General features: G+C 72.9%; 13 protein-coding genes. 6 read left to right on the plus strand and 7 right to left on the minus strand.

Going from position 1 to position 17,614, the window contains the following annotated elements:
• Positions 1-153 precede the first annotated feature (153 nt).
• Positions 154-1,188: a DUF4190 domain-containing protein gene (locus tag SYYSPA8_RS09185; RefSeq protein WP_323446527.1), complete on the plus strand. Its 1,035-nt coding sequence runs from the start codon at positions 154-156 to the stop codon at positions 1,186-1,188.
• Between the two features lie 112 nt (positions 1,189-1,300).
• Here the strand turns inward: SYYSPA8_RS09185 and SYYSPA8_RS09190 are convergent, their stop codons facing one another.
• Positions 1,301-2,722 (minus strand): glycoside hydrolase family 18 protein, encoded by a 1,422-nt coding sequence (locus SYYSPA8_RS09190; protein WP_323446528.1) that lies wholly within the window; start codon positions 2,720-2,722, stop codon positions 1,301-1,303.
• A 420-nt stretch (positions 2,723-3,142) separates the two neighbouring features.
• Between SYYSPA8_RS09190 and SYYSPA8_RS09195 the strand changes: the two genes are divergently transcribed.
• The 4 genes from SYYSPA8_RS09195 to SYYSPA8_RS09210 all read left to right on the plus strand — a co-directional run bounded on the left by SYYSPA8_RS09195 (position 3,143) and on the right by SYYSPA8_RS09210 (position 7,455).
• The gene (locus tag SYYSPA8_RS09195; protein ID WP_323446529.1) at positions 3,143-3,325 is read left to right on the plus strand and encodes an SPOR domain-containing protein; all 183 of its coding nucleotides are present in this window, start codon (positions 3,143-3,145) and stop codon (positions 3,323-3,325) included.
• Between the two features lie 119 nt (positions 3,326-3,444).
• Entirely contained in the window at positions 3,445-3,948 is a 504-nt protein-coding gene (locus tag SYYSPA8_RS09200; RefSeq protein ID WP_323446530.1) for a (deoxy)nucleoside triphosphate pyrophosphohydrolase, read from the plus strand.
• 234 nt (positions 3,949-4,182) lie between these two features.
• Positions 4,183-4,599: an ATP-binding protein gene (locus SYYSPA8_RS09205; RefSeq protein ID WP_323446904.1), complete on the plus strand. Its 417-nt coding sequence runs from the start codon at positions 4,183-4,185 to the stop codon at positions 4,597-4,599.
• 147 nt (positions 4,600-4,746) lie between these two features.
• The gene (locus SYYSPA8_RS09210) at positions 4,747-7,455 is read left to right on the plus strand and encodes a SpoIIE family protein phosphatase (protein ID WP_323446531.1); all 2,709 of its coding nucleotides are present in this window, start codon (positions 4,747-4,749) and stop codon (positions 7,453-7,455) included.
• 60 nt (positions 7,456-7,515) lie between these two features.
• Here the strand turns inward: SYYSPA8_RS09210 and SYYSPA8_RS09215 are convergent, their stop codons facing one another.
• From SYYSPA8_RS09215 to SYYSPA8_RS09240, 6 genes are all read right to left on the minus strand, one after another.
• The gene (locus tag SYYSPA8_RS09215) at positions 7,516-8,229 is read right to left on the minus strand and encodes a PspA/IM30 family protein (RefSeq protein ID WP_323446532.1); all 714 of its coding nucleotides are present in this window, start codon (positions 8,227-8,229) and stop codon (positions 7,516-7,518) included.
• Positions 8,230-8,367: 138 nt separating this feature from the next.
• The gene (locus tag SYYSPA8_RS09220) at positions 8,368-10,539 is read right to left on the minus strand and encodes a TPM domain-containing protein (protein ID WP_323446905.1); all 2,172 of its coding nucleotides are present in this window, start codon (positions 10,537-10,539) and stop codon (positions 8,368-8,370) included.
• A gap of 137 nt (positions 10,540-10,676) precedes the next feature.
• Positions 10,677-11,444 carry a succinate dehydrogenase/fumarate reductase iron-sulfur subunit gene (locus SYYSPA8_RS09225; protein WP_323446533.1) on the minus strand — a complete coding sequence of 256 codons (768 nt, stop codon included), beginning with the start codon at positions 11,442-11,444 and terminating at the stop codon, positions 10,677-10,679.
• Complete coding sequence (locus SYYSPA8_RS09230; protein ID WP_323446534.1) at positions 11,441-13,393, minus strand: fumarate reductase/succinate dehydrogenase flavoprotein subunit; 1,953 nt, start codon at positions 13,391-13,393, stop codon at positions 11,441-11,443. Before SYYSPA8_RS09230 ends, SYYSPA8_RS09225 begins: the two co-directional genes overlap by 4 nt.
• Positions 13,393-14,214, minus strand: a complete 822-nt coding sequence (locus SYYSPA8_RS09235; RefSeq protein WP_323446535.1) for a hypothetical protein — start codon at positions 14,212-14,214, stop codon at positions 13,393-13,395. Before SYYSPA8_RS09235 ends, SYYSPA8_RS09230 begins: the two co-directional genes overlap by 1 nt.
• A 41-nt stretch (positions 14,215-14,255) precedes the next feature.
• Entirely contained in the window at positions 14,256-14,507 is a 252-nt protein-coding gene (locus tag SYYSPA8_RS09240; RefSeq protein WP_323446536.1) for a hypothetical protein, read from the minus strand.
• A gap of 337 nt (positions 14,508-14,844) precedes the next feature.
• On the opposite strand from SYYSPA8_RS09240, the gene SYYSPA8_RS09245 reads away from it, so the two are divergent.
• A complete protein-coding gene (locus SYYSPA8_RS09245; protein ID WP_407705949.1) occupies positions 14,845-17,373 on the plus strand; it encodes an ABC transporter family substrate-binding protein in 2,529 nt (842 codons plus the stop codon).
• The last annotated feature ends 241 nt before the right edge of the window (positions 17,374-17,614 follow it).

Genomic DNA, 17,614 nt, shown 5'->3' on the forward strand with positions numbered 1-17,614 from the left:
AGGAGCGGCACACCCGTGGATCCATCGCAGCAGGGCGGCCCGCAGCAGCCCGACCCATGGATGAGGCCGCACCAGCCGCACGGGCCGCAGGCCCATCCCGCCTACCACTCGTACCCCGCATACCCCGGCGGCCCCGGTATGCCGGGATATGTCATGCCTCCGGCCCAGCCCGGCACGAACGGGTTCTCCATCGCCTCCCTCGTGGCCGGCATCCTGTGCTGTCTGCCCCCGCTCGGGCTGATCCTCGGGGTGGTCGCCCTCGTCCAGATCCGGAGGAAGGGGCAGAGCGGCAAGGGGATGGCCATCGCCGGCACGGTGCTCTCCTCCCTCAGCACCCTGCTGATGGTGCTGCTGCTGGTCACCGGTGGCGCGGCCGAGATGTGGCGTGGCTTCCAGGACGGCGTGGAGGAGGCGTCCCGTACCCGGGACACGCTCGAACTGCGGGAGGGGCAGTGCTTCAACCTGCCCGGTGACGGGCCCATGGACGAGGCGTACTCCTCCTCCGTCGAGGTCGTTCCGTGCGTGGAGCGGCACGAGGCCGAGGTCACCGGGACGTTCCGGCTGATGGGCTACGACCGCTTCCCCGGGGACGACTGGATCGAGCCGCTGGCCGAGCAGCGCTGCGAGGAGATCAACGGGATGTACGCCCGGGACGAGTGGCTCGTCCTGGACCGGGGGCTTGAGCTGTACTACTACTCCCCGACGAAGGAGAGCTGGGAGCTGGGCGACTCCACGGTCACCTGCACCCTCGCCACCTCCGACGGCAAGCGGAACGCCGGCTCCGTCAAGCGGACCACCGGTTCGCTCGACACGCTCCAGCTGGCGTACCTCACCACCGAGACGAAGGCGTCGCTCACCGGGAGCACCCTGCCCGTCGAGGACTGGCCCCGGGGGCGGCACGCCTCGCAGACCTGGGCGCGCGAGTCGGCCGTCGTCTTCAAGGACCAGGTGGAGGTGTTGCGGACGTACTCCTGGCCCGCGCGGCTGCGCGGGCCGGTGGAGCGGCGGGCCCGGGAGTTCGAGCGGGCCCGTGCCGCCCTGGAGAAGGCGGCCGCCACCCGGGACGAGGACGTCTTCTGGGACCAGGTGCTGACCGTCGACGACATCCTGCTGGACGGTCCCACCGAGGTGGAGATCCGGCGGCTGCTGAAGCTGCCCTTCGTACCGCCGGAGCGGCCCGAAGAGTAGTAGCGCAAGGAAGAGGCCGGTGCTCCGAGGGCCACCGACAGCCCCGGGAACACCGGCCTCGCATAGGGGGGAGGGCGCCCCGCCCCCTGTCCGGGACGCCCACCTGCCGCGGCTAGCGGCGCTTCAGACCCCGGTCGACGGCCTTGACCAGCTCACCGTCGTCCGTGTCCCCGTCCAGCGACCAGAACATCGCACCGCCCAGACCCCGGGCGCGGATGTAGTCGGTCTTGGCCCGCAGGACCGTGGGGTCGTCGTACGTCCACAGGGTCTTCCCGTTGAACAGCCAGGCCTGGCCGTACTTCCGGTGCACCTTGTACTCGCCCGAATCGGCCAGCTTCTTCAGGACCTTGTAGTCCTCGAACCCGGGCTGGTGGATCGCCGGCGCGGGCCGCTCGGCCGGCTGGCCCATGCCGTCGCCGCCGCCGGACACACCGGTCCAGCCCTGTCCGTAGAACGGCATCCCGACCACCAGCTTGTGCGCGGGGGCGCCGCGCTTGAGCCAGTCGCTCACGGTCTGGTGGACGCTGAAGTCGTTCTTCGCGAAGAGCGCCGACTGCTGGGCGGTCTTCTTCTCGCCCGAGACGTGGAAGTCGTAGCCCTGGAGGTTGACCCAGTCGAAGTCCTTCATGATCTTCGGGATCTCGAAGCCCGCGTCGATCTTGGCGGGCGCCGTGGGCACGAAGGCCGACAGGTCGTAGCGCTTGGGCTTGGTGCCCGTGCGCCGGGCCTCGCTGCGGGAGTACGCGTCGAGCTGGGTACGGAACTCCCGCACCAGCGCGGTGAAGTTCTGCTTGTCCTCCGGGCGGTAGGGGGTGTCGTCCTCGCCCGCCGAGCCCGGCCACTCCCAGTCGATGTCGATGCCGTCGAAGACCCCGGCCGCCACGCCCTGGCCGCCGCGCGTCCCGTCGACGGGCAGGTTGCCCTTGATGTAGATGTCGATGCAGGAGGCGGCGAGCGACTTCCGCTTGGCGGGCGTGCTGACGGCCTCCGAGAAGTGGGTGGACCAGGTCCAGCCGCCGAGGGAGATGAGCGCCCGCAGCCCCGGGTTCTTGGCCTTCAGCTTGCGCAGCTGGTTGAAGTTGCCCGCGAGCGGCTGCTCCCAGTTGTCGGCGACGCCGTCGACGGAGCCCGCCGCGTCCACCGGGCGGACGTAGTCGGCCCAGGTGTCCGCCTCGCCGGCCGGTCCGGAGATGAAGCAGCGGCCGTCCGGGCTGACGTTGGTGAAGGCGTAGTTGATGTGCGTCAGCTTGGCGGCCTGGCCGCTCGTCTGAAGATTCTTCACATGGTAATTGCGCCCGTAGATGCCCCACTGGCTGAAGTAGCCGATGCTTTTGTACGAGCGGCGGTCGTCGTCATCGTCGTCGTCGCGCTGGGCCGTCGTGGCCGCGGCGGTGGCCGCCGTGACCTTCGCCGCGGCTGTGCCGGCGGTGTTCGCGGAGTTGGCGGAGTTGGCGGTGGCGGCGGGAGCGAGCGTCGCGAGCAGGGCGAGCGACCCGGCCGCGACCGTCGTACGGACAAGAGTTCTTCGACGCATGGGACTCATTCCTCCGAGCGTTCCGGCGGCGGTGCGCGCCGCTGCCGGGACAGATCTGTGAACGGGCGTCGTGCAGTGGGGTGGTGCCGTGGGAGGGTGCCGTTGTGCGGCCGATCGGTTGTGCCGTCATGCGGTGAGAAGGACCGTATTGGTCTGGACCATTGAGGTCAATGGGTGGGGCGCGGAAAGATCGGTCCGACAGGTTCCGCCCCGGGCCGGTCCGGGCCGCCCCGGGCCGGTCCGGTCCGCGGGGCCCGCAGGACCGGAGGGGCGCACCGGGGCGAATGCGCCCCCTGAATCCTGCCTCTTTGTGTAAATCCGTATGCGCTGAGTGAAGGTCGGGCGTAGGCTCCGGCATATGCGCATTGGGGTTTCCGGGCCATCGCCGGCGACGGACGGACCATCCGAGGGAGGGGCGCGATGACCGACAGCGGTCCGGTGCTCCCCTGGCTAGTCATACGCCAGGACGACAACGGCAATTGCTACCGCGTCGGGCGGTACGCGACCGAGGGCGAGGCCCAGCGGATGGTCGAGACGCTCGGCGCCAGAGGGCACAAGCAGCTGTACTGGGTGGAGCGCATCGAGCAGACGACGACCTACTGAGACGCCCTGATGAACCGGTGCACCGGCCGCCGGGGGCGGCGCCCCGGCGGAGGGGCCGGCGCGGCCCGGTCTCAGGGGCTGTGCGCGGTGCGCGCGCCCGGCGCAGTACGCTCCGGCGCATGACGGAACGCGTGGTGGTGGCCGGAGCGGTGTACGACGGGGGGCGCCTGCTCGCCGCGCGTCGCAGTGCCCCCGCCGAACTCGCCGGCCGCTGGGAGCTGCCCGGCGGCAAGCTGGAGCCGGGCGAGCGGCCCGAGGACGGCCTCGTGCGCGAGCTGCGCGAGGAGCTGGGCGTGGAGACGGAAGTGCTCGCCAGGATTCCCGGCAGCTGGCCGCTGAAACCCGGCTATGTGCTCCAGGTGTGGACGGTCCGGCTGGTCTCCGGCGAACCCCGTCCGCTGGAGGACCACGACGCCCTGCGCTGGCTGGGGCCGGACGAGACCGGCGCGGTGGACTGGCTGGAGCAGGACCGGCCCGCCGTGGCCGAGGCTGCCCGGCTGCTGCGCGAGCACGGCCGGACCACTCGTACCGGAGGCCCCTCCCGTACCGGACACGCGTCCCCCACCGACGGGGACGGCCACCCGGGGGACGGCCCCGGGCCGTCCGTGCGACGGGACGGGTGACCCCGGTGACCGGGGTGGCCGTCGAGACGCCCGGGACCCCGCTGACCTGGGCGGCGTATCCGGGCGGAGCGCGCGCCGTGCGCGGGGGCGGGATCCCGTGCCGTACGCCGTTCGTGTCAACCGCGCACCCATTACCCGGCTGATCCTCGGCTGATCGGGATACCTCGGACCGAATATCGGGTATGTGCTGATTAACCCCCCGAAAAGGGACGTGGTTTGCAGCTGGTCCGGGAAGTGAGCGGCGTGATCGACACCGACGGCGCCCGCGCCGAATGGTCCTTCCCTGCGCAGCCCGACGCCGTGCGCATCGCCCGTCACGCGGTCCGGGACACTCTGCGTGACTGGGGCCTCGAACCGGTCGTCGGCGATGTGACCGTCCTGCTGGTCAGTGAGCTGGTGACCAATTCGCTGCGGTACGCCTCCGGCCCCATCGGGGTGCGGATGGCCCGCATCGAGCCCGGGGACGGCATGCCCTCGCTGCTCGTGGAGGTCTCCGATCCGCTGCCCGATCCGCCCACCGAGCGGGCCGCCACCCCCGACGACGAGGGCGGGCGCGGACTCCAGCTCGTCGCCGGGACCGCCCGCCGCTGGGGCACCCGCCGGGGCAGAACGGGCAAGACAGTGTGGTTCGAGCTGGCTCTCAGCGGTTAAAAGTGTGAAGAGATAACGATCATCGCCGCGCAGGCGCAAAATGAACGAGACCGTGGTGTGATCGTGAACGCCGTGCGCGCCGGAGCCGTAGTGCTGAATACTGCGGTCATGGCCGGTCCGGTGCGGTGAGCTGGAGGGGACGGTCGCGTGAGCGAGATATCCGGGACGTCGGGCGATGTCGTGTGGCAGAGCTGCCCGCCTGGCTCGATCTATGACTCCATCAGGGTCGCCACCTTCTCCCTGGGCCCCGACGGGCTGGTCGACCGGTGGAGCCGGCGCGCGGCGGAGCTGTTCGGCGTCACCGCGGCCGAGGTCGAGGGGAGGGACCCGATCGAGGTCCTGCTCGCGCCCGGGGCGCGGGGCCGGGGCCACCGCCGGATCGCCGACGTCCTCGACGGCAAGGAGTGGACCGGCCTGGTGCCGCTGAGGAGCTCCGGTGCGTACGGGGCCGAGGGCGTCGCCGAGGTCTTCGTGATGCCGACCGAGAGCGCGGCCGGTGAGCGGGGCGCGCTCTGTATCGTGACCGACATCCGCGCGCTGCGCGGGATCGAGACCGACCTCGCCGCCTCGCAGGCGATTTTCGGTCAATCTCCTTTCGGTTTCCTTCTCTTCGGTACCGATCTTCGGGTACGGCGCGCCAACCAGCGTTTCGCCACCGTCTTCGGCGGCGCCGTCGACGACCACCGGGGCCGTACCGTCCACGACTACCTCTCCCGCTCCGAGGCCGACCGCATGGACGCCTCGCTCCGCCGGGTGCTGGAGACCGGGGAGCCCGCGATCGACCTCCAGATCGTCGGGGCGCCGCCCGGCGGCACCGAGCGCCGCCACTGGTCGATCAACCTCTACCGGGTGCACAGCGCCGGGGGCCGGCCCATCGGGGTGGCCGGCGTCGGCCACGATGTGACCCGGCGCCAGGTCGCCGCCCGCGAAGCCGCCAGCGCCCGCCGGAATCTCGCCCTCCTGAACGAGGCCAGCGCCCGTATCGGCAACTCGCTCGACCTGGAGACCACCGCCAGGGAACTGCTCGACGTCGCCGTCCCCGGCTTCTGCGACCTCGCCTCCGTCGACCTCTACCAGTCGCTGCTGACCGGCGACGAGGCCCCGCCGGGCCGGTGGGACGCCCCCCGCTCCGGGAGCTACGGCGGCGGCAGCGCGGCCCTGCGCCGGGTCGCCTTCGCCAGCGCCGTGTCCGACTCGCCGCTGATCACCACGCCCGGCTGCGGCTCCCGGGGCGGCACCCCCACCGCCGTCGGCGAGGTCCACCGCTACACCTTCAACTCGCCCTGTGCCAACGCCCTGCGGACCGCTCGGGTCCAGTTCATCGCGGGCCAGGACGGCAGCCTCGTCCAGTCCACGCTCGCCGTCCCGATGGTCGCCCACGACAGCGTCGTCGGGCTGGTCCAGTTCTCCCGTACCAAGGGCAGCGAACCCTTCGGCGAGCGCGACCGGGCCCTCGGCGTCGAACTCGCCGCCCGCGCCGCCGTCTGCATCGACAACGCCCGCCTCTACCGCAGGGAGCACGAGCGGGCCCTCATCCTCCAGCGCAGCCTGCTGCCCCCGGGCGACCCGGAGGCCGCCGGCCTCGACATCGCCTGCCGCTATCTCCCCGGCAACGCCGCCACCGAGGTCGGCGGCGACTGGTTCGACGTCATCGAACTCCCCGGCCACCGCACCGCCCTCGTCGTCGGCGATGTGATGGGCCGCGGGCTGCGGGCCGCCGTCGCCATGGGGGAGCTGCGCACCGCCGTCCGCACGCTGGCCCTGCTCGACATGGAACCCGCCGAAGTGCTGTCCGCCCTCGACGAGGTGGCGCGCGGGCTCGGCAACCCGGTCGGCGCCCAGCAGGCGTCCCGTGTCGCCCACAAGTCCCGGGACGCCGACCTCTCCGAGGTCTACCTCGCGACCTGCGTGTACGCCGTGTACGACCCGGTCACCCGGCGCTGCACCTTCGCCAACGCGGGCCATCTCCCGCCCGTCCTGGTCGAGCCCGGCAAGGAGCCGCTGCTGCTCGACGTACCGCCGGGGATGCCGCTGGGTGTCGGCGGGGAGCCCTTCGAGGAGGTCGAGGTCGACCTGCCCGAGCACGCGCTGCTCGCCCTCTACACCGACGGGCTCGTCGAATCCCGCGACCAGCCGCTGGACGAGGGGCTGCGGGCCTTCCGCGCCGCGCTCACCGAGCCGCCCCGGCCGGCCCCGGGCCGGGGAGCCGCACCTGCCGCACCCGCCGCACCCGCCCCGTCCATTTCGTCCACCCCGCCCGTACCCCGGCCGCCGGCCCAGTCGCCCCTGTCGTCCCAGCCGTCCCGGCCGATGCCGGTGCCCGACCTCTCCCGGTCGCTGGAGGACGTCTGCGACCACGTCCTCACCGCCCTCGACACCCGCCACGGCGAGGACGACATCGCCCTGCTGATGGCCCGGGTCCGGGGGCTGCCCGCCGACGCCGTCGGCGACTGGCTGCTGCCCCGCGAGCCCCGCTCGGTGGGCCGGGCCCGCGAACTGGCCCGCGGACTGCTGGTCTCCTGGCAGCTGGAACCCCTGATCGACACCGTCGAACTGCTGGTCAGCGAGTTGGTCACCAACGCGCTGCGGTACGGCGAGGGCGAGATACGGCTGCGGCTGCTGCGCGATCGCACCCTGGTGTGCGAGGTATGGGACTCCGGTCTCGTCCAGCCGCGCCGCCGCCGCGCCCGGGACACCGACGAGGGCGGGCGCGGGCTCCAGCTCGTCGGCCTGCTCAGCGCGGCCTGGGGCTCCCGCCGCACCCCGCGCGGCAAGACGGTCTGGTTTGAACTGGCCCTGCCCGACGGGGACACGGCCACCGAACCGACGGTGGACCAGCTGCTGAGCATGTTCTGATCCCCCGTACGAACCGCTACAAACTGGTACGACCCGGTACGCACGGAAGCGGGGGTACGGTCAGCTCCCGGCCTTCAGCGCCGCGAGCCGGGCCGTCACCTCCGCCGCGTCCCCCAGGGCGTCCAACTGCTCGAACTGCGCGTCCAGCGACGACGCCGCCAGCTCCTGACGGCCCGCCGCCCGTGCCTCCTCGCGCCGCACCTTGTCCTCGAAACGGTGCAACTCGCTGGTGGGGTCCAGCACATCGACACTCTTCACGGCGTCCATCATCCGGTGCTGCGCGTCGGCCGTCCTCGACCGCGCCACCAGCTCGTCCCGCTTGGCCTCGACCTCGCCGAGCTTGGCCCGCATCTGGTCGAGCCCGGTCCGGAGCCGGTCCACCACCTCCGTCTGCGAGGCGATCACCGGCTCGGCGGCCTTCGCCTCCCGCTCCGACTGGAGCTGCCGCTGAAGGGCGATCTTCGCCAGCCCGTCGAACCGGTCCGCCTCCGCGCTCTGCCCCGCCGTCCGCAGCTCGTCCGCCTTGCGGCTGGCGGCGAGCGCCTTCCCGCCCCACTCCCGGGCCGCCGCCACGTCCTCCTGGTGGTCCTGCTCCATCAGCCGCAGATTGCCGATGGTGCCCGCGACCGCCGCCTCCGCCTCGCCGATGTTGCCGGTGTAGTCCCTGATCAGCTGGTCGAGCAGCTTCTGCGGATCCTCGGCCTGGTCGAGCAGGGCATGGATGTTGGCCTTCGCCAGCTGGGTGACGCGGCCGAGGATGGTCTGCTTCGACATGGCGCTTCCTGCCTTCCTGCGACGTCCGGATGCCGGTCCGGTGGTTCTGCTGCGTGGCGGGGGTGTGTACGTCCGTACGGGTGAGGGGTGCCGGGCTGCGGCGACGGTGGCGGGTGGCGGTGGCGGTGGGGGGCGGCCTCAGAAGCGGCCACCCCCCATCCGGCCCCGGGTCCCGCCGCCGCCGAAGCTGCCGGGGCCGGAACCACCCGTACCGCCGAAGCCCCCGCCGAAACCGCCTCCGCGGCCCCCGCCGAAGCCGCCGCCCCCGCCGCCGAACAGCCCGCCGAGCAGGATGCCGCCGAGGACCGCGCCCCCCACCCCGCCGCCGCCCGTCCCCGGGCCCCCGAAGCCGGGCGGACCGCCCGGGGTGCCGCCGTACCGGTTCCCGAAGCCGCGGACGTCGTCCTCCGCGAGCCGCTGCGCCTCCCGGGCCAGCGCGTCCGCCCGCTGCGCCGCCGTCAGCGCGGCCTGCGCACCGGCCCGCTCCGCGTTCTCCGCCGCCTCCGCCGCCTGCCGCAGCTGCCGCTGCGCCTCCGCCAGCCGGGTGCGTGCCTCGCTGCCGACGGCTCCCCGGTGGGTGGTGATGTAGTCGGAGGCCGCCCCGACCGCCGACCGGGCCCCGAGCACCGCCTGCGCCAGCAGCTCCCGGGCGCGACGCGCTCCCTGCTCGCCCTCCCGGACCCCGGCCAGGGCCTCGTCCAGCGCGGCGTCCGCCTCCTCGACCCGGCGCAGCGCGTCGATCGGGTCGACGGGACCGGCCGCCAGTTCCGCGCGGACCTCCGCCGCGACCGCCTCCGCGCGGGCGATGCGGCCCTGGAGCGCGCCGGTGGGGACCTCCTGGGCCGTGCCCCGCAGCAGCCCCCGGGCCTCGGCGAGGTCGCTGTCCGTCTCGGTGAGGGCGCCCGGCAGCCGCCCGGTCGCCTCCGCCAGCTCCGTCGCCCGCCGGTCGACGGCGGTCAGCAGCCGGCCGGCCTGGGCGAGCGCGCTCTCGGCGGCCCGTACCTGGACGGCCGCGGCGCCGTTGTCGGACGCGTCGACGGCGGTCCGCGCCCGGTCGAGGCTGTTCCCGGCGAAGAGCAGCCGTTCGGCGGCCTGGCCGGGGTCGGCGGCGACGGGCGCGGCGGCGGAGGGCGCGTACCGCTGTCGCATCATCGTCAGGGTGGCCTCGGCCGTGACCGTTCGGCCGTTCAGCTCGGTCCACTGGGCGCGAGCGGCGGCCAGCGCCTGCGGAGCGTTCCGTTCCAGAGCGCGCAGCCGGTCGAACGCGTCCGCCTCCGCGTCCAGCCGGCGGTTCGCCGCCGTGCACCGGGCGACGATCTCGTCCAGCATCCGCCGCCGGGTGGCGTCGTCCTCCGGATGGGCGTCGTCCAGCTGCTGCCGCAGCCGGAACGCGGCCGTCAGCTCGCCCTTCGCGGATCCGACGGCCTCCTGGAACGGCCGGGCGGCCTCGTCGCCGAACTGCGCGGCCACGAAACCCAGCTCCTCCTGGCTGGTGCGGACGGCGTCGTCGGTGTCGACCAGCGCCTGCCGGGCCCGCGTGTCCAGCTCGGCGAGGGGGAGGGGCGGCGGTGGCCCGGTGTGCCAGCCCGCCGCCGATCCGCTTCCCGGGGTGGTACGGGTCGTGTGGCGCCGGCGGCGGCGGGTGACGGCGTACACGGCCACCGCCCCCGCGCCGATGAGCACCGCGGCGGGCAGGACGAGATCGGAGGCGGACGATCCGGCGGAGCCCGCGCCGCCCGGGTCCCGGTCGCCCGGGGTGAGCGCGGGCGCCGGCACCGCCCGGCCGGTGAGCACCGCGCGATAGCCGTCCGCTGCGCCGATGGCGGCTCCGGCCCAGTCGTTCACCCGCAGGGCCGGTTCGACGGCGGTGTCCGCCACCCGGGCGAGCTGGGCGTCGGTGAGCGGGGAGGCCGCGTCGACCCAGTACGCGTACTGCCGGTCGTGGGTGGCGACCGCGAGCAGCACGTCGTTGCGGCCGAGACCGTTGCGGCGGGCCGTCGCCTCCGCCCAGTCCCGGGCGGTGCGGCCGGAGAAGTCCCGGACGTAGACGGGGAAGAGCTGGAGCCCTTGGGCGTCGAGTGCGCCGAGGGCCCGCAGGACGGCGGGGCGGCGGCCGGCGAGGGCGTCCACGCGGTCGGTGATCTGGCTGTCGCGGGAGAGGACGACGGGGTCGTCGGCGGGCGCGCGGGCGACGGCCGCGGCCGCCGGGCCACTGCCGGGGACGCGGTGGACGGTGGCGGCGGTCTGGCTCGCGGCCAGACCCAGCCACCCGACCACGGCCAGCGCCGCGGGCAGGACCCGGGTGCCCATTCGCCTCACATGGGGAGGTTATGCCTCCTTCATGAGCCGCGCCCGCTGTGCCATGAGCCGCGCCCTTTGTGCGTAATTCATCAAGAAGGCCGTCCGGCGCCCCCGTGAGGGCGCCGGACGGCCCAGGGCCGTAGGAGCTACCTCCGGCGGCCGATCTTGTTGCCCAGCCAGACCAGAGGGTCGTACTTACGGTCGACGGCCCGTTCCTTCAGCGGGATCAGGGCGTTGTCCGTGATCTTGATTCCCTCGGGGCAGACCTCGGTACAGCACTTCGTGATGTTGCAGTAGCCGAGCCCGTGCTCGTCCTGGGCCGTCCGCTTGCGGTCCAGGCCCGCGTCGGCGGCCGCGTCCAGGGGATGCATGTCCAGCTCGGCCACCCGCATCAGGAAGCGCGGCCCGGCGAAGGCCGGCTTGTTCTCCTCGTGGTCGCGCACCACATGGCAGGTGTCCTGGCAGAGGAAGCACTCGATGCACTTGCGGAACTCCTGCGAGCGGTCCACGTCGACCTGCTGCATGCGGTACTCGCCGGCGGCCACCCCCTGGGGCGGGACGAAGGCCGGGACCTCCCTGGCCTTGGCGTAGTTGAAGGAGACGTCGGTCACCAGGTCCCGGACCACGGGGAAGGCCCGCAGTGGGGTGACGGTGATGGTCTCCGCCCGGGTGAAGACGGACATCCGGGTCATGCACAGCAGCCGGGGCCGCCCGTTGATCTCCGCGCTGCACGAGCCGCACTTGCCGGCCTTGCAGTTCCAGCGCACCGCGAGGTCGGGCGCCTGGGTGGCCTGGAGCCGGTGGATGATGTCGAGGACGACCTCGCCGTCGTGGACCTCGACGGAGAAGTCGCGCAGCCCTCCGCCGTCCTGGTCGCCGCGCCACACCCGAAAGCTGGCCTGGTACGAACTCACTCGTAGAGCTCCTCTTCGGGGAGGTACTTGACCAGCTCTTCCTTCTCGAAGAGGGCGAGCAGGTCCGGACGGATGGGGTCGGTGGTCCGGCGGACCAGGGTGATCTGACCCCGGGCGGGGTCGGCGGCGGTCAGGGCGCCCGTGGGGTCGGTGAGCCGGCAGTGCAGATTGACGGACCGCCAGGCACGGTCCATCGCCGGGTGGTCCTCGCGGGTGTGCCCGCCCCGGCTCTCGGTGCGCTCCAGGGCCGCGCGGGCCACGCACTCGCTGACGAGCAGCATGTTCCGCAGATCGAGGGCGAGGTGCCAGCCGGGGTTGAACTGCCGGTGGCCCTCGACCCCCGCCCTGCGGGCCCGTACCCGCAGGTCGGCCAGGCGTTTGAGGGCCTGCGCCATCTCGCTCTCCCGGCGGATGATGCCGACCAGGTCGTTCATGGCCTGCTGGAGTTCCTGGTGCAGGGTGTACGGGTTCTCCGCCGGGGCCTCGTCGGCGTGTCCCCGCGGGGCCTCACCGGCGTGCCCCTGGGGGGAGAACGGCCGCAGTGCCTCGGCGGCGGCCGCGTCGATCTGCTCGTCGGCGACGGCGGGCCGCCCGGTGAGACCGGCCGCGTACCGGGCCGCGTGCTCTCCCGCGCGCCGGCCGAAGACCAGCAGGTCGGAGAGGGAGTTGCCGCCGAGCCGGTTGGAGCCGTGCATACCGCCGGCGACCTCGCCCGCGGCGAAGAGGCCGGGCACTCCGAGGGCGGCGGCGCTGTCGGAGTCGACCGCGATCCCGCCCATCACATAGTGGCAGGTGGGGCCGACCTCCATGGGTTCCGCCGTGATGTCCACGTCCGCCAGCTCCTTGAACTGGTGGTACATGGACGGCAGCCGCCGCCGGATGACGTCGGCGGGCATCCGGGTGGAGACATCGAGGAAGACACCGCCGTGGGGGGAGCCCCGGCCCGCCTTCACCTCGGAGTTGATCGCGCGGGCGACCTCGTCACGGGGGAGCAGCTCGGGCGGGCGCCGGTTGTGGTCGGGGTCCTCGTACCAGCGGTCGCCCTCCTCCTCGGACTGCGCGTACTTCTCCTTGAACACCTCGGGGATGTAGTCGAACATGAACCGCTTGCCCTCGGAGTTGCGCAGCACTCCGCCGTCGCCGCGCACCGACTCGGTGACGAGGATCCCCTTCACCGACGGCGGCCAGACCATCCCGGTGGGGTGGAACTGGACGAACTCCATGTTGAGCAGCGGCGCCCCGGCGAGCAGCGCGAGGGCGTGGCCGTCGCCGGTGTACTCCCACGAGTTGGACGTCACCTTGAACGACTTGCCGATCCCGCCGGTGGCGAGGACCACCGCCGGGGCCTGAAGGGTGAAGAAGCGGCCGCTCTCGCGCTCGTAGCAGAAGGTGCCCGCGACCCGGTCGCCGTCCTTGAGGATCCGGGTGACCGTGCACTCCTGGAAGACCTTCAGCCGGGCCTCGTAGTCGCCGTGCTCGGCCTTGTCCTCCTGCTGGAGCGCGACGATCTTCTGCTGGAGGGTGCGGATCAGCTCCAGCCCGGTCCGGTCGCCGACGTGCGCGAGCCGGGGGTACTCGTGGCCGCCGAAGTTCCGCTGGGAGATCCTGCCGTCGGCGGTGCGGTCGAAGAGCGCGCCCCAGGTCTCCAGCTCCCAGACCCGGTCCGGGGCCTCCTGGGCGTGCAGCTCGGCCATCCGCCACTGGTTGAGGAACTTCCCGCCCCGCATGGTGTCCCGGAAGTGGACCTGCCAGTTGTCGCCGGAGTTCACATTGCCCATCGAGGCAGCGATACCGCCCTCCGCCATCACCGTGTGGGCCTTGCCGAAGAGCGATTTGCAGATCACCGCCGTCCGCAGGCCCCGCTCCCGGGCCTCGATGGCCGCCCGCAGCCCGGCGCCCCCCGCGCCCACCACGACGACATCCCATTCCTGCCGTTCGAGTTGAGTCATCAGAAGAACCTCGGATCCTCGAAGGCGCCGGACGCGACGAGATAGACGTAGAAGTCCGCCGCCGCGACGCTGATCAGCGAGGCCCAGGCGAGCTGCATATGACGGGCGTTGAGCCGGCCGACCCAGCCCCAGAGCCGGTAGCGGACGGGGTGCCGGGAGAAGTGCTTCAGCCGGCCGCCGACGATGTGCCGGCAGGAGTGGCAGGAGAGGGTGTACGCCCAGATCAGCACGATGTTCACCAGGAAGACGAGGCTGCCGAGGCCCATGTGCCCAAAGGCGTAGTGCTCGTCGCGGAAGGCCAGCACGGTGTCGTAGGTGAGGATGCCGGCGACCGGGAGCGCCGCGTAGAAGAAGTAGCGGTGGATGTTCTGGACGATCAGCGGGAACCGCGTCTCGCCGGTGTACTTCTTGTGCGGCTCGGCGACCGCGCAGGCCGGTGGCGAGGCCCAGAAGCCCCGGTAGTAGGCCTTGCGGTAGTAGTAGCAGGTGAGCCGGAAGCCCAGCGGGAAGATCAGGATCAGCAGTGCGGGGGAGAGCCCCCACCAGCTGCCGAGGATCTCCCAGTTGGGGCCGCCCTTCATCGGGACGCAGTTCTCCGCGAGACAGGGCGAGTAGAAGGGCGAGACGTACGGCGCCGCGTAGTAGTCCGCGTTGGCGAACGCCCGCCAGGTCGAGTAGAGGACAAAGGCGAGCAGGCCGCCCGCGGTGAGTGCCGGGGCGAGCCACCATCGGTCCGTCCGCAGATGGCGGGGGCCGATGGCGGCGCGGGTCGCGCCGTGCACGCCGCTATGGATTTGTGGTCGATCGGTGCCAGTGGCCAACGAGGTCTCCTAGAGGCCGCCCTTGAGGGGGCGGGTCCGGTTCAGGGAGCGTGCCGGTCGCGGACGCCCAGACCCTCGTCGTCCGAGTCCGTCCACAGGGAGTGGTTGTACGGAACGTCGGGGATGGTGACCAGCTCGGTCCGCTCCGGTGGCTTCCGTCCGGCGGCCGCGCCGCCGGACCGGCCGCCTGCGCCACGAAGCCGGTCGACGGTTCTCTCCAGCTCGCCGACGCGCTGGATCAGCTCGTCGAGGCGGTGGCGAATCGTGGCCAGGTCTTCTTCCTGCTGGGACATGATGTGCCCTCACTTCCGCAGGGTGCGGGTGGCGTCGCTCATGCGCCTGCGAGTGTCGCGCGTCACATCCCCCTTGGGAAGAGGGTGGGCAGGAATCTCGCCGCGCCTCAGGACGCACACCGCACGGGCATGGCGAACCCCCGATGGGTTCTGCCTTCGTGGCTGCATTTTCTCCATTTTTGTCAGAGGGTGTACGGCTCGTCACTGCGCTGGACGGGTGACTTTGGGTGAGGAGAGCGCCGTGTCGGCGTGAGCGGGGGCATTCCGTCCACTTCAGTGGCCGGACATAGGTGTGATCATCCCAAAATCCGTGAAACAGGATGAAGAGGTAGAGACCATGCCCCAGGCCGACGAGACACGCGGGAGGACCGGACCGCGAGACCCCCGGCCCGCCCGGGATCTTGGCACCCCCCGGGCCCGCCGGACCGCACGGACCGCGCGCTCCGTGGCGCTGCTCGCGGGCGGGGCACTCGCGCTGCCCGCCCTCTCCGGCTGCGCCGCCGACGACCCCTCCGGGCGGGCCGTCGCCCAGGACATCGCCGCGGCCGAGCGGGACAAGGTCGCCGACGGGGGAACCCTGCGCTGGGCGGTCGACGCCGTGCCCACCACCCTCAACACCTTCCAGGCCGACGCCGACGCCACGACCGGCCGGGTCGCCCAGGCCGTGCTGCCCGCCCTCTTCACCCTGGACACCAACGGGCGCCCCGTGCGCAACCCCGACTATCTGGAGTCGGCCGAGATCGTCGAGCGCGAACCCAAGCAGGTGGTGCTCTACAAGATCAACCAGAAGGCGGTGTGGAGCGACGGCCGGGAGGTCGGGGCGCCCGACTTCGCCGCCCAGTGGCGGGCCCTCAGCGGCCGGGACAGCGCCTTCTGGACCGCGCGCAACGCCGGCTACGACCGGATCCAGGAGATCCAGAAGGGTGCCAACGACCTGGAGGTCAAGGTCACCTTCAAGAGGCCGTACGCCGACTGGCAGTCCCTCTTCACCCCGCTCTACCCCAAGAGCGTGACCGGCACCCCGGCCGCCTTCAACGACGGCGCCCGCACCACGGTCAAGGCCACCGCCGGCGCCTTCCGCCTGGACCGCCTCGACCGCAGGGCCGGCACCGTCACCCTCGTCCGCAACCCCCGCTGGTGGGGGGAGCCCGCCAAACTCGACCGGATCGTCCTCGACGCCGTACCGCGCCACCAGCGGGCCGGCGCCCTCGCGGCCGGCCGGGTCCAGCTCGCCGAGATCGACCGCACCACCGCCGAGCGGATCGGCCTCTCCACCCGCCACCGGGGGCGCGCCGTCGCCCCGCCCGCCCACGCCCCCGACGGCGTACGGCTCCGGCACGCCGCCGCCCACGGCCCGCAGGTCGCCCTGACCCCGTCCGCCGCACTGCGCTCCTGGGCACTCGCCTACGGCTCCGACGAGGAACTGGCCGAATCCGCCCAGGCCGCGCGGGAGCGGACCGCCGCCTCGATCCGCAGCTACACCGTCGAGCAGGGCCGTCTCCACGGCGTCGTCGTCCGCAGATCCCTGGAGCCCGCCTGGACCCAGCTCGCGCTGAACGGGGAGACCGGCCCGCTCTCCGACGACCGGGTACGCCGGGCCATCGCCCGCGCCCTCGACCGCGAGGAACTCGCGTCGGTCGTGCTGCGCCCGCTGGGGCTGCCCGTGAAACCGCCCGGCAGCCACCTCGCCCTCGCCGGACAGCGCGCGTACACCGACAACAGCGGGGCCCTCGGCGAGCAGAGCCCCCAGGAGGCACAGGCCCTGCTGGCGGACGCCGGGTGGGTGCCCGGCGGGGCGCTGCGGAAGTCCCGGCCCGCCGAGGCGGGCGCCGAGGGCAGCGCGTCGCCCGCGGCCGGCGCCGAGGGCGAGGAGGCCGAGGAGGAGGACGGCTCCGAGTCGGAGGACACGGAGGACTCCAAGAACACCGGTGGCCCGCGGAGCGCCGTCCGGGCGCCCGGCGAGCCGGACACGGCGTCCGACGACGGTCTGTACATCGTCGGTGACCACCGGCCCGGCAGCGCCCACGCCCAGGTGCTCGCGCCCGCGCCCGTCGCCTTCCAGGAGCTGGCCGTCCAGCCCCGGGCCGCCGCCCCCGGGCACACCCGCACCGACACCGGCGACGGCGCCCGGGACAGGATCGCCGGGGCGTACGCGCCGGCCGGCACCGCAGCGCCCGCCGGTACCGCCGCCCCCGTCGCCGCCGGGGGCCGCCTCGGCAAGGACGGCAAGCCCCTCGCGCTCCGTCTCGTCCTGCCCGAGGGCCCCGGCGCGGAGTCCCTGCGGGCCGTCGGCCGGCGCATCGTCCGGATGCTGGACAGGATCGGGATCCGGACCGATGTGAGGACTGTCCCGGACGCGGACTACTTCAAGGACCACATCGCCGCCGGCCGCTACGACCTGGCCCTCTACTCGTGGCCCGCCACCGCCTTCCCGGCGACCGACGCCCGTCCCGTCTTCGCCAAGCCGCAGCCCGCGGACGACGGGTCCCTGCTGGTGGAGCAGAACTACACCCGGGTCGGTACGGACTACATCGACCAGCTCTTCGAGCAGGCGGCGGCCGAGCTGGACGAGGACGAGGCCCGTGACCTGGTCCGCCGCGCGGACGCCCGGATCTGGGCGGCCGCCGGGTCGATCCCGCTCTACCAGCGCCCCGAGCTGGTGGCGGTCCGGCCGGACGTGCGCAACGCCGGGGCCTTCGGCCTCGCCACCCCCCGTTACCAGGACATCGGCTTCGCCAAGCCGGACCCGAAGAAGCAGGCCAAGGCCGGGAACGCCGGGAGCACCGGGAACGCGGAGAAGGAGAAGGACGCAGAGGCAGAGAAGGAAGCGGAGAAGGAGGCGAAGGAGGAGGAGGCCGAGGGCTGATCCCGTGCCCCTCCGGACCGTGCCGCTCCGAGGAGACCGGGCCGATTTAGCCAGGGTTCTTCCATAACCTCAGAACAGCCTCAAACTCTCTTGCCCGCCGGCGCCCCGGCGGGCAAGATCGTGTGCGGCCGTTGACCAGAGTTCAAGAACGTCGGCACCCCACCCCGCCCCCGTCCCGTCCCGGACTGGCTTCTCCCGTTTCGTCCCCCCTCTCCTGCCCCGGTCCAGGCCCTCCCCACGG

The sequence above is a fragment of the Streptomyces yaizuensis genome, from assembly GCF_034961445.1.
In the GTDB taxonomy this organism is placed as follows: Bacteria; Actinomycetota; Actinomycetes; order Streptomycetales; family Streptomycetaceae; genus Streptomyces; species Streptomyces yaizuensis.

Bases quoted from the DNA above. Each gene is read 5' to 3' on its own strand.
- SYYSPA8_RS09185 (WP_323446527.1), top strand. From the start codon at position 154: ATGCCTCCGGCCCAGCCCGGCACGAACGGGTTCTCCATCGCCTCCCTC.
- SYYSPA8_RS09190 (WP_323446528.1), bottom strand. From the start codon at position 2,722: ATGCGTCGAAGAACTCTTGTCCGTACGACGGTCGCGGCCGGGTCGCTC.
- SYYSPA8_RS09195 (WP_323446529.1), top strand. From the start codon at position 3,143: ATGACCGACAGCGGTCCGGTGCTCCCCTGGCTAGTCATACGCCAGGAC.
- SYYSPA8_RS09200 (WP_323446530.1), top strand. From the start codon at position 3,445: ATGACGGAACGCGTGGTGGTGGCCGGAGCGGTGTACGACGGGGGGCGC.
- SYYSPA8_RS09215 (WP_323446532.1), bottom strand. From the start codon at position 8,229: ATGTCGAAGCAGACCATCCTCGGCCGCGTCACCCAGCTGGCGAAGGCC.
- SYYSPA8_RS09220 (WP_323446905.1), bottom strand. From the start codon at position 10,539: ATGGGCACCCGGGTCCTGCCCGCGGCGCTGGCCGTGGTCGGGTGGCTG.
- SYYSPA8_RS09230 (WP_323446534.1), bottom strand. From the start codon at position 13,393: ATGACTCAACTCGAACGGCAGGAATGGGATGTCGTCGTGGTGGGCGCG.
- SYYSPA8_RS09240 (WP_323446536.1), bottom strand. From the start codon at position 14,507: ATGTCCCAGCAGGAAGAAGACCTGGCCACGATTCGCCACCGCCTCGAC.
- SYYSPA8_RS09245 (WP_407705949.1), top strand. From the start codon at position 14,845: ATGCCCCAGGCCGACGAGACACGCGGGAGGACCGGACCGCGAGACCCC.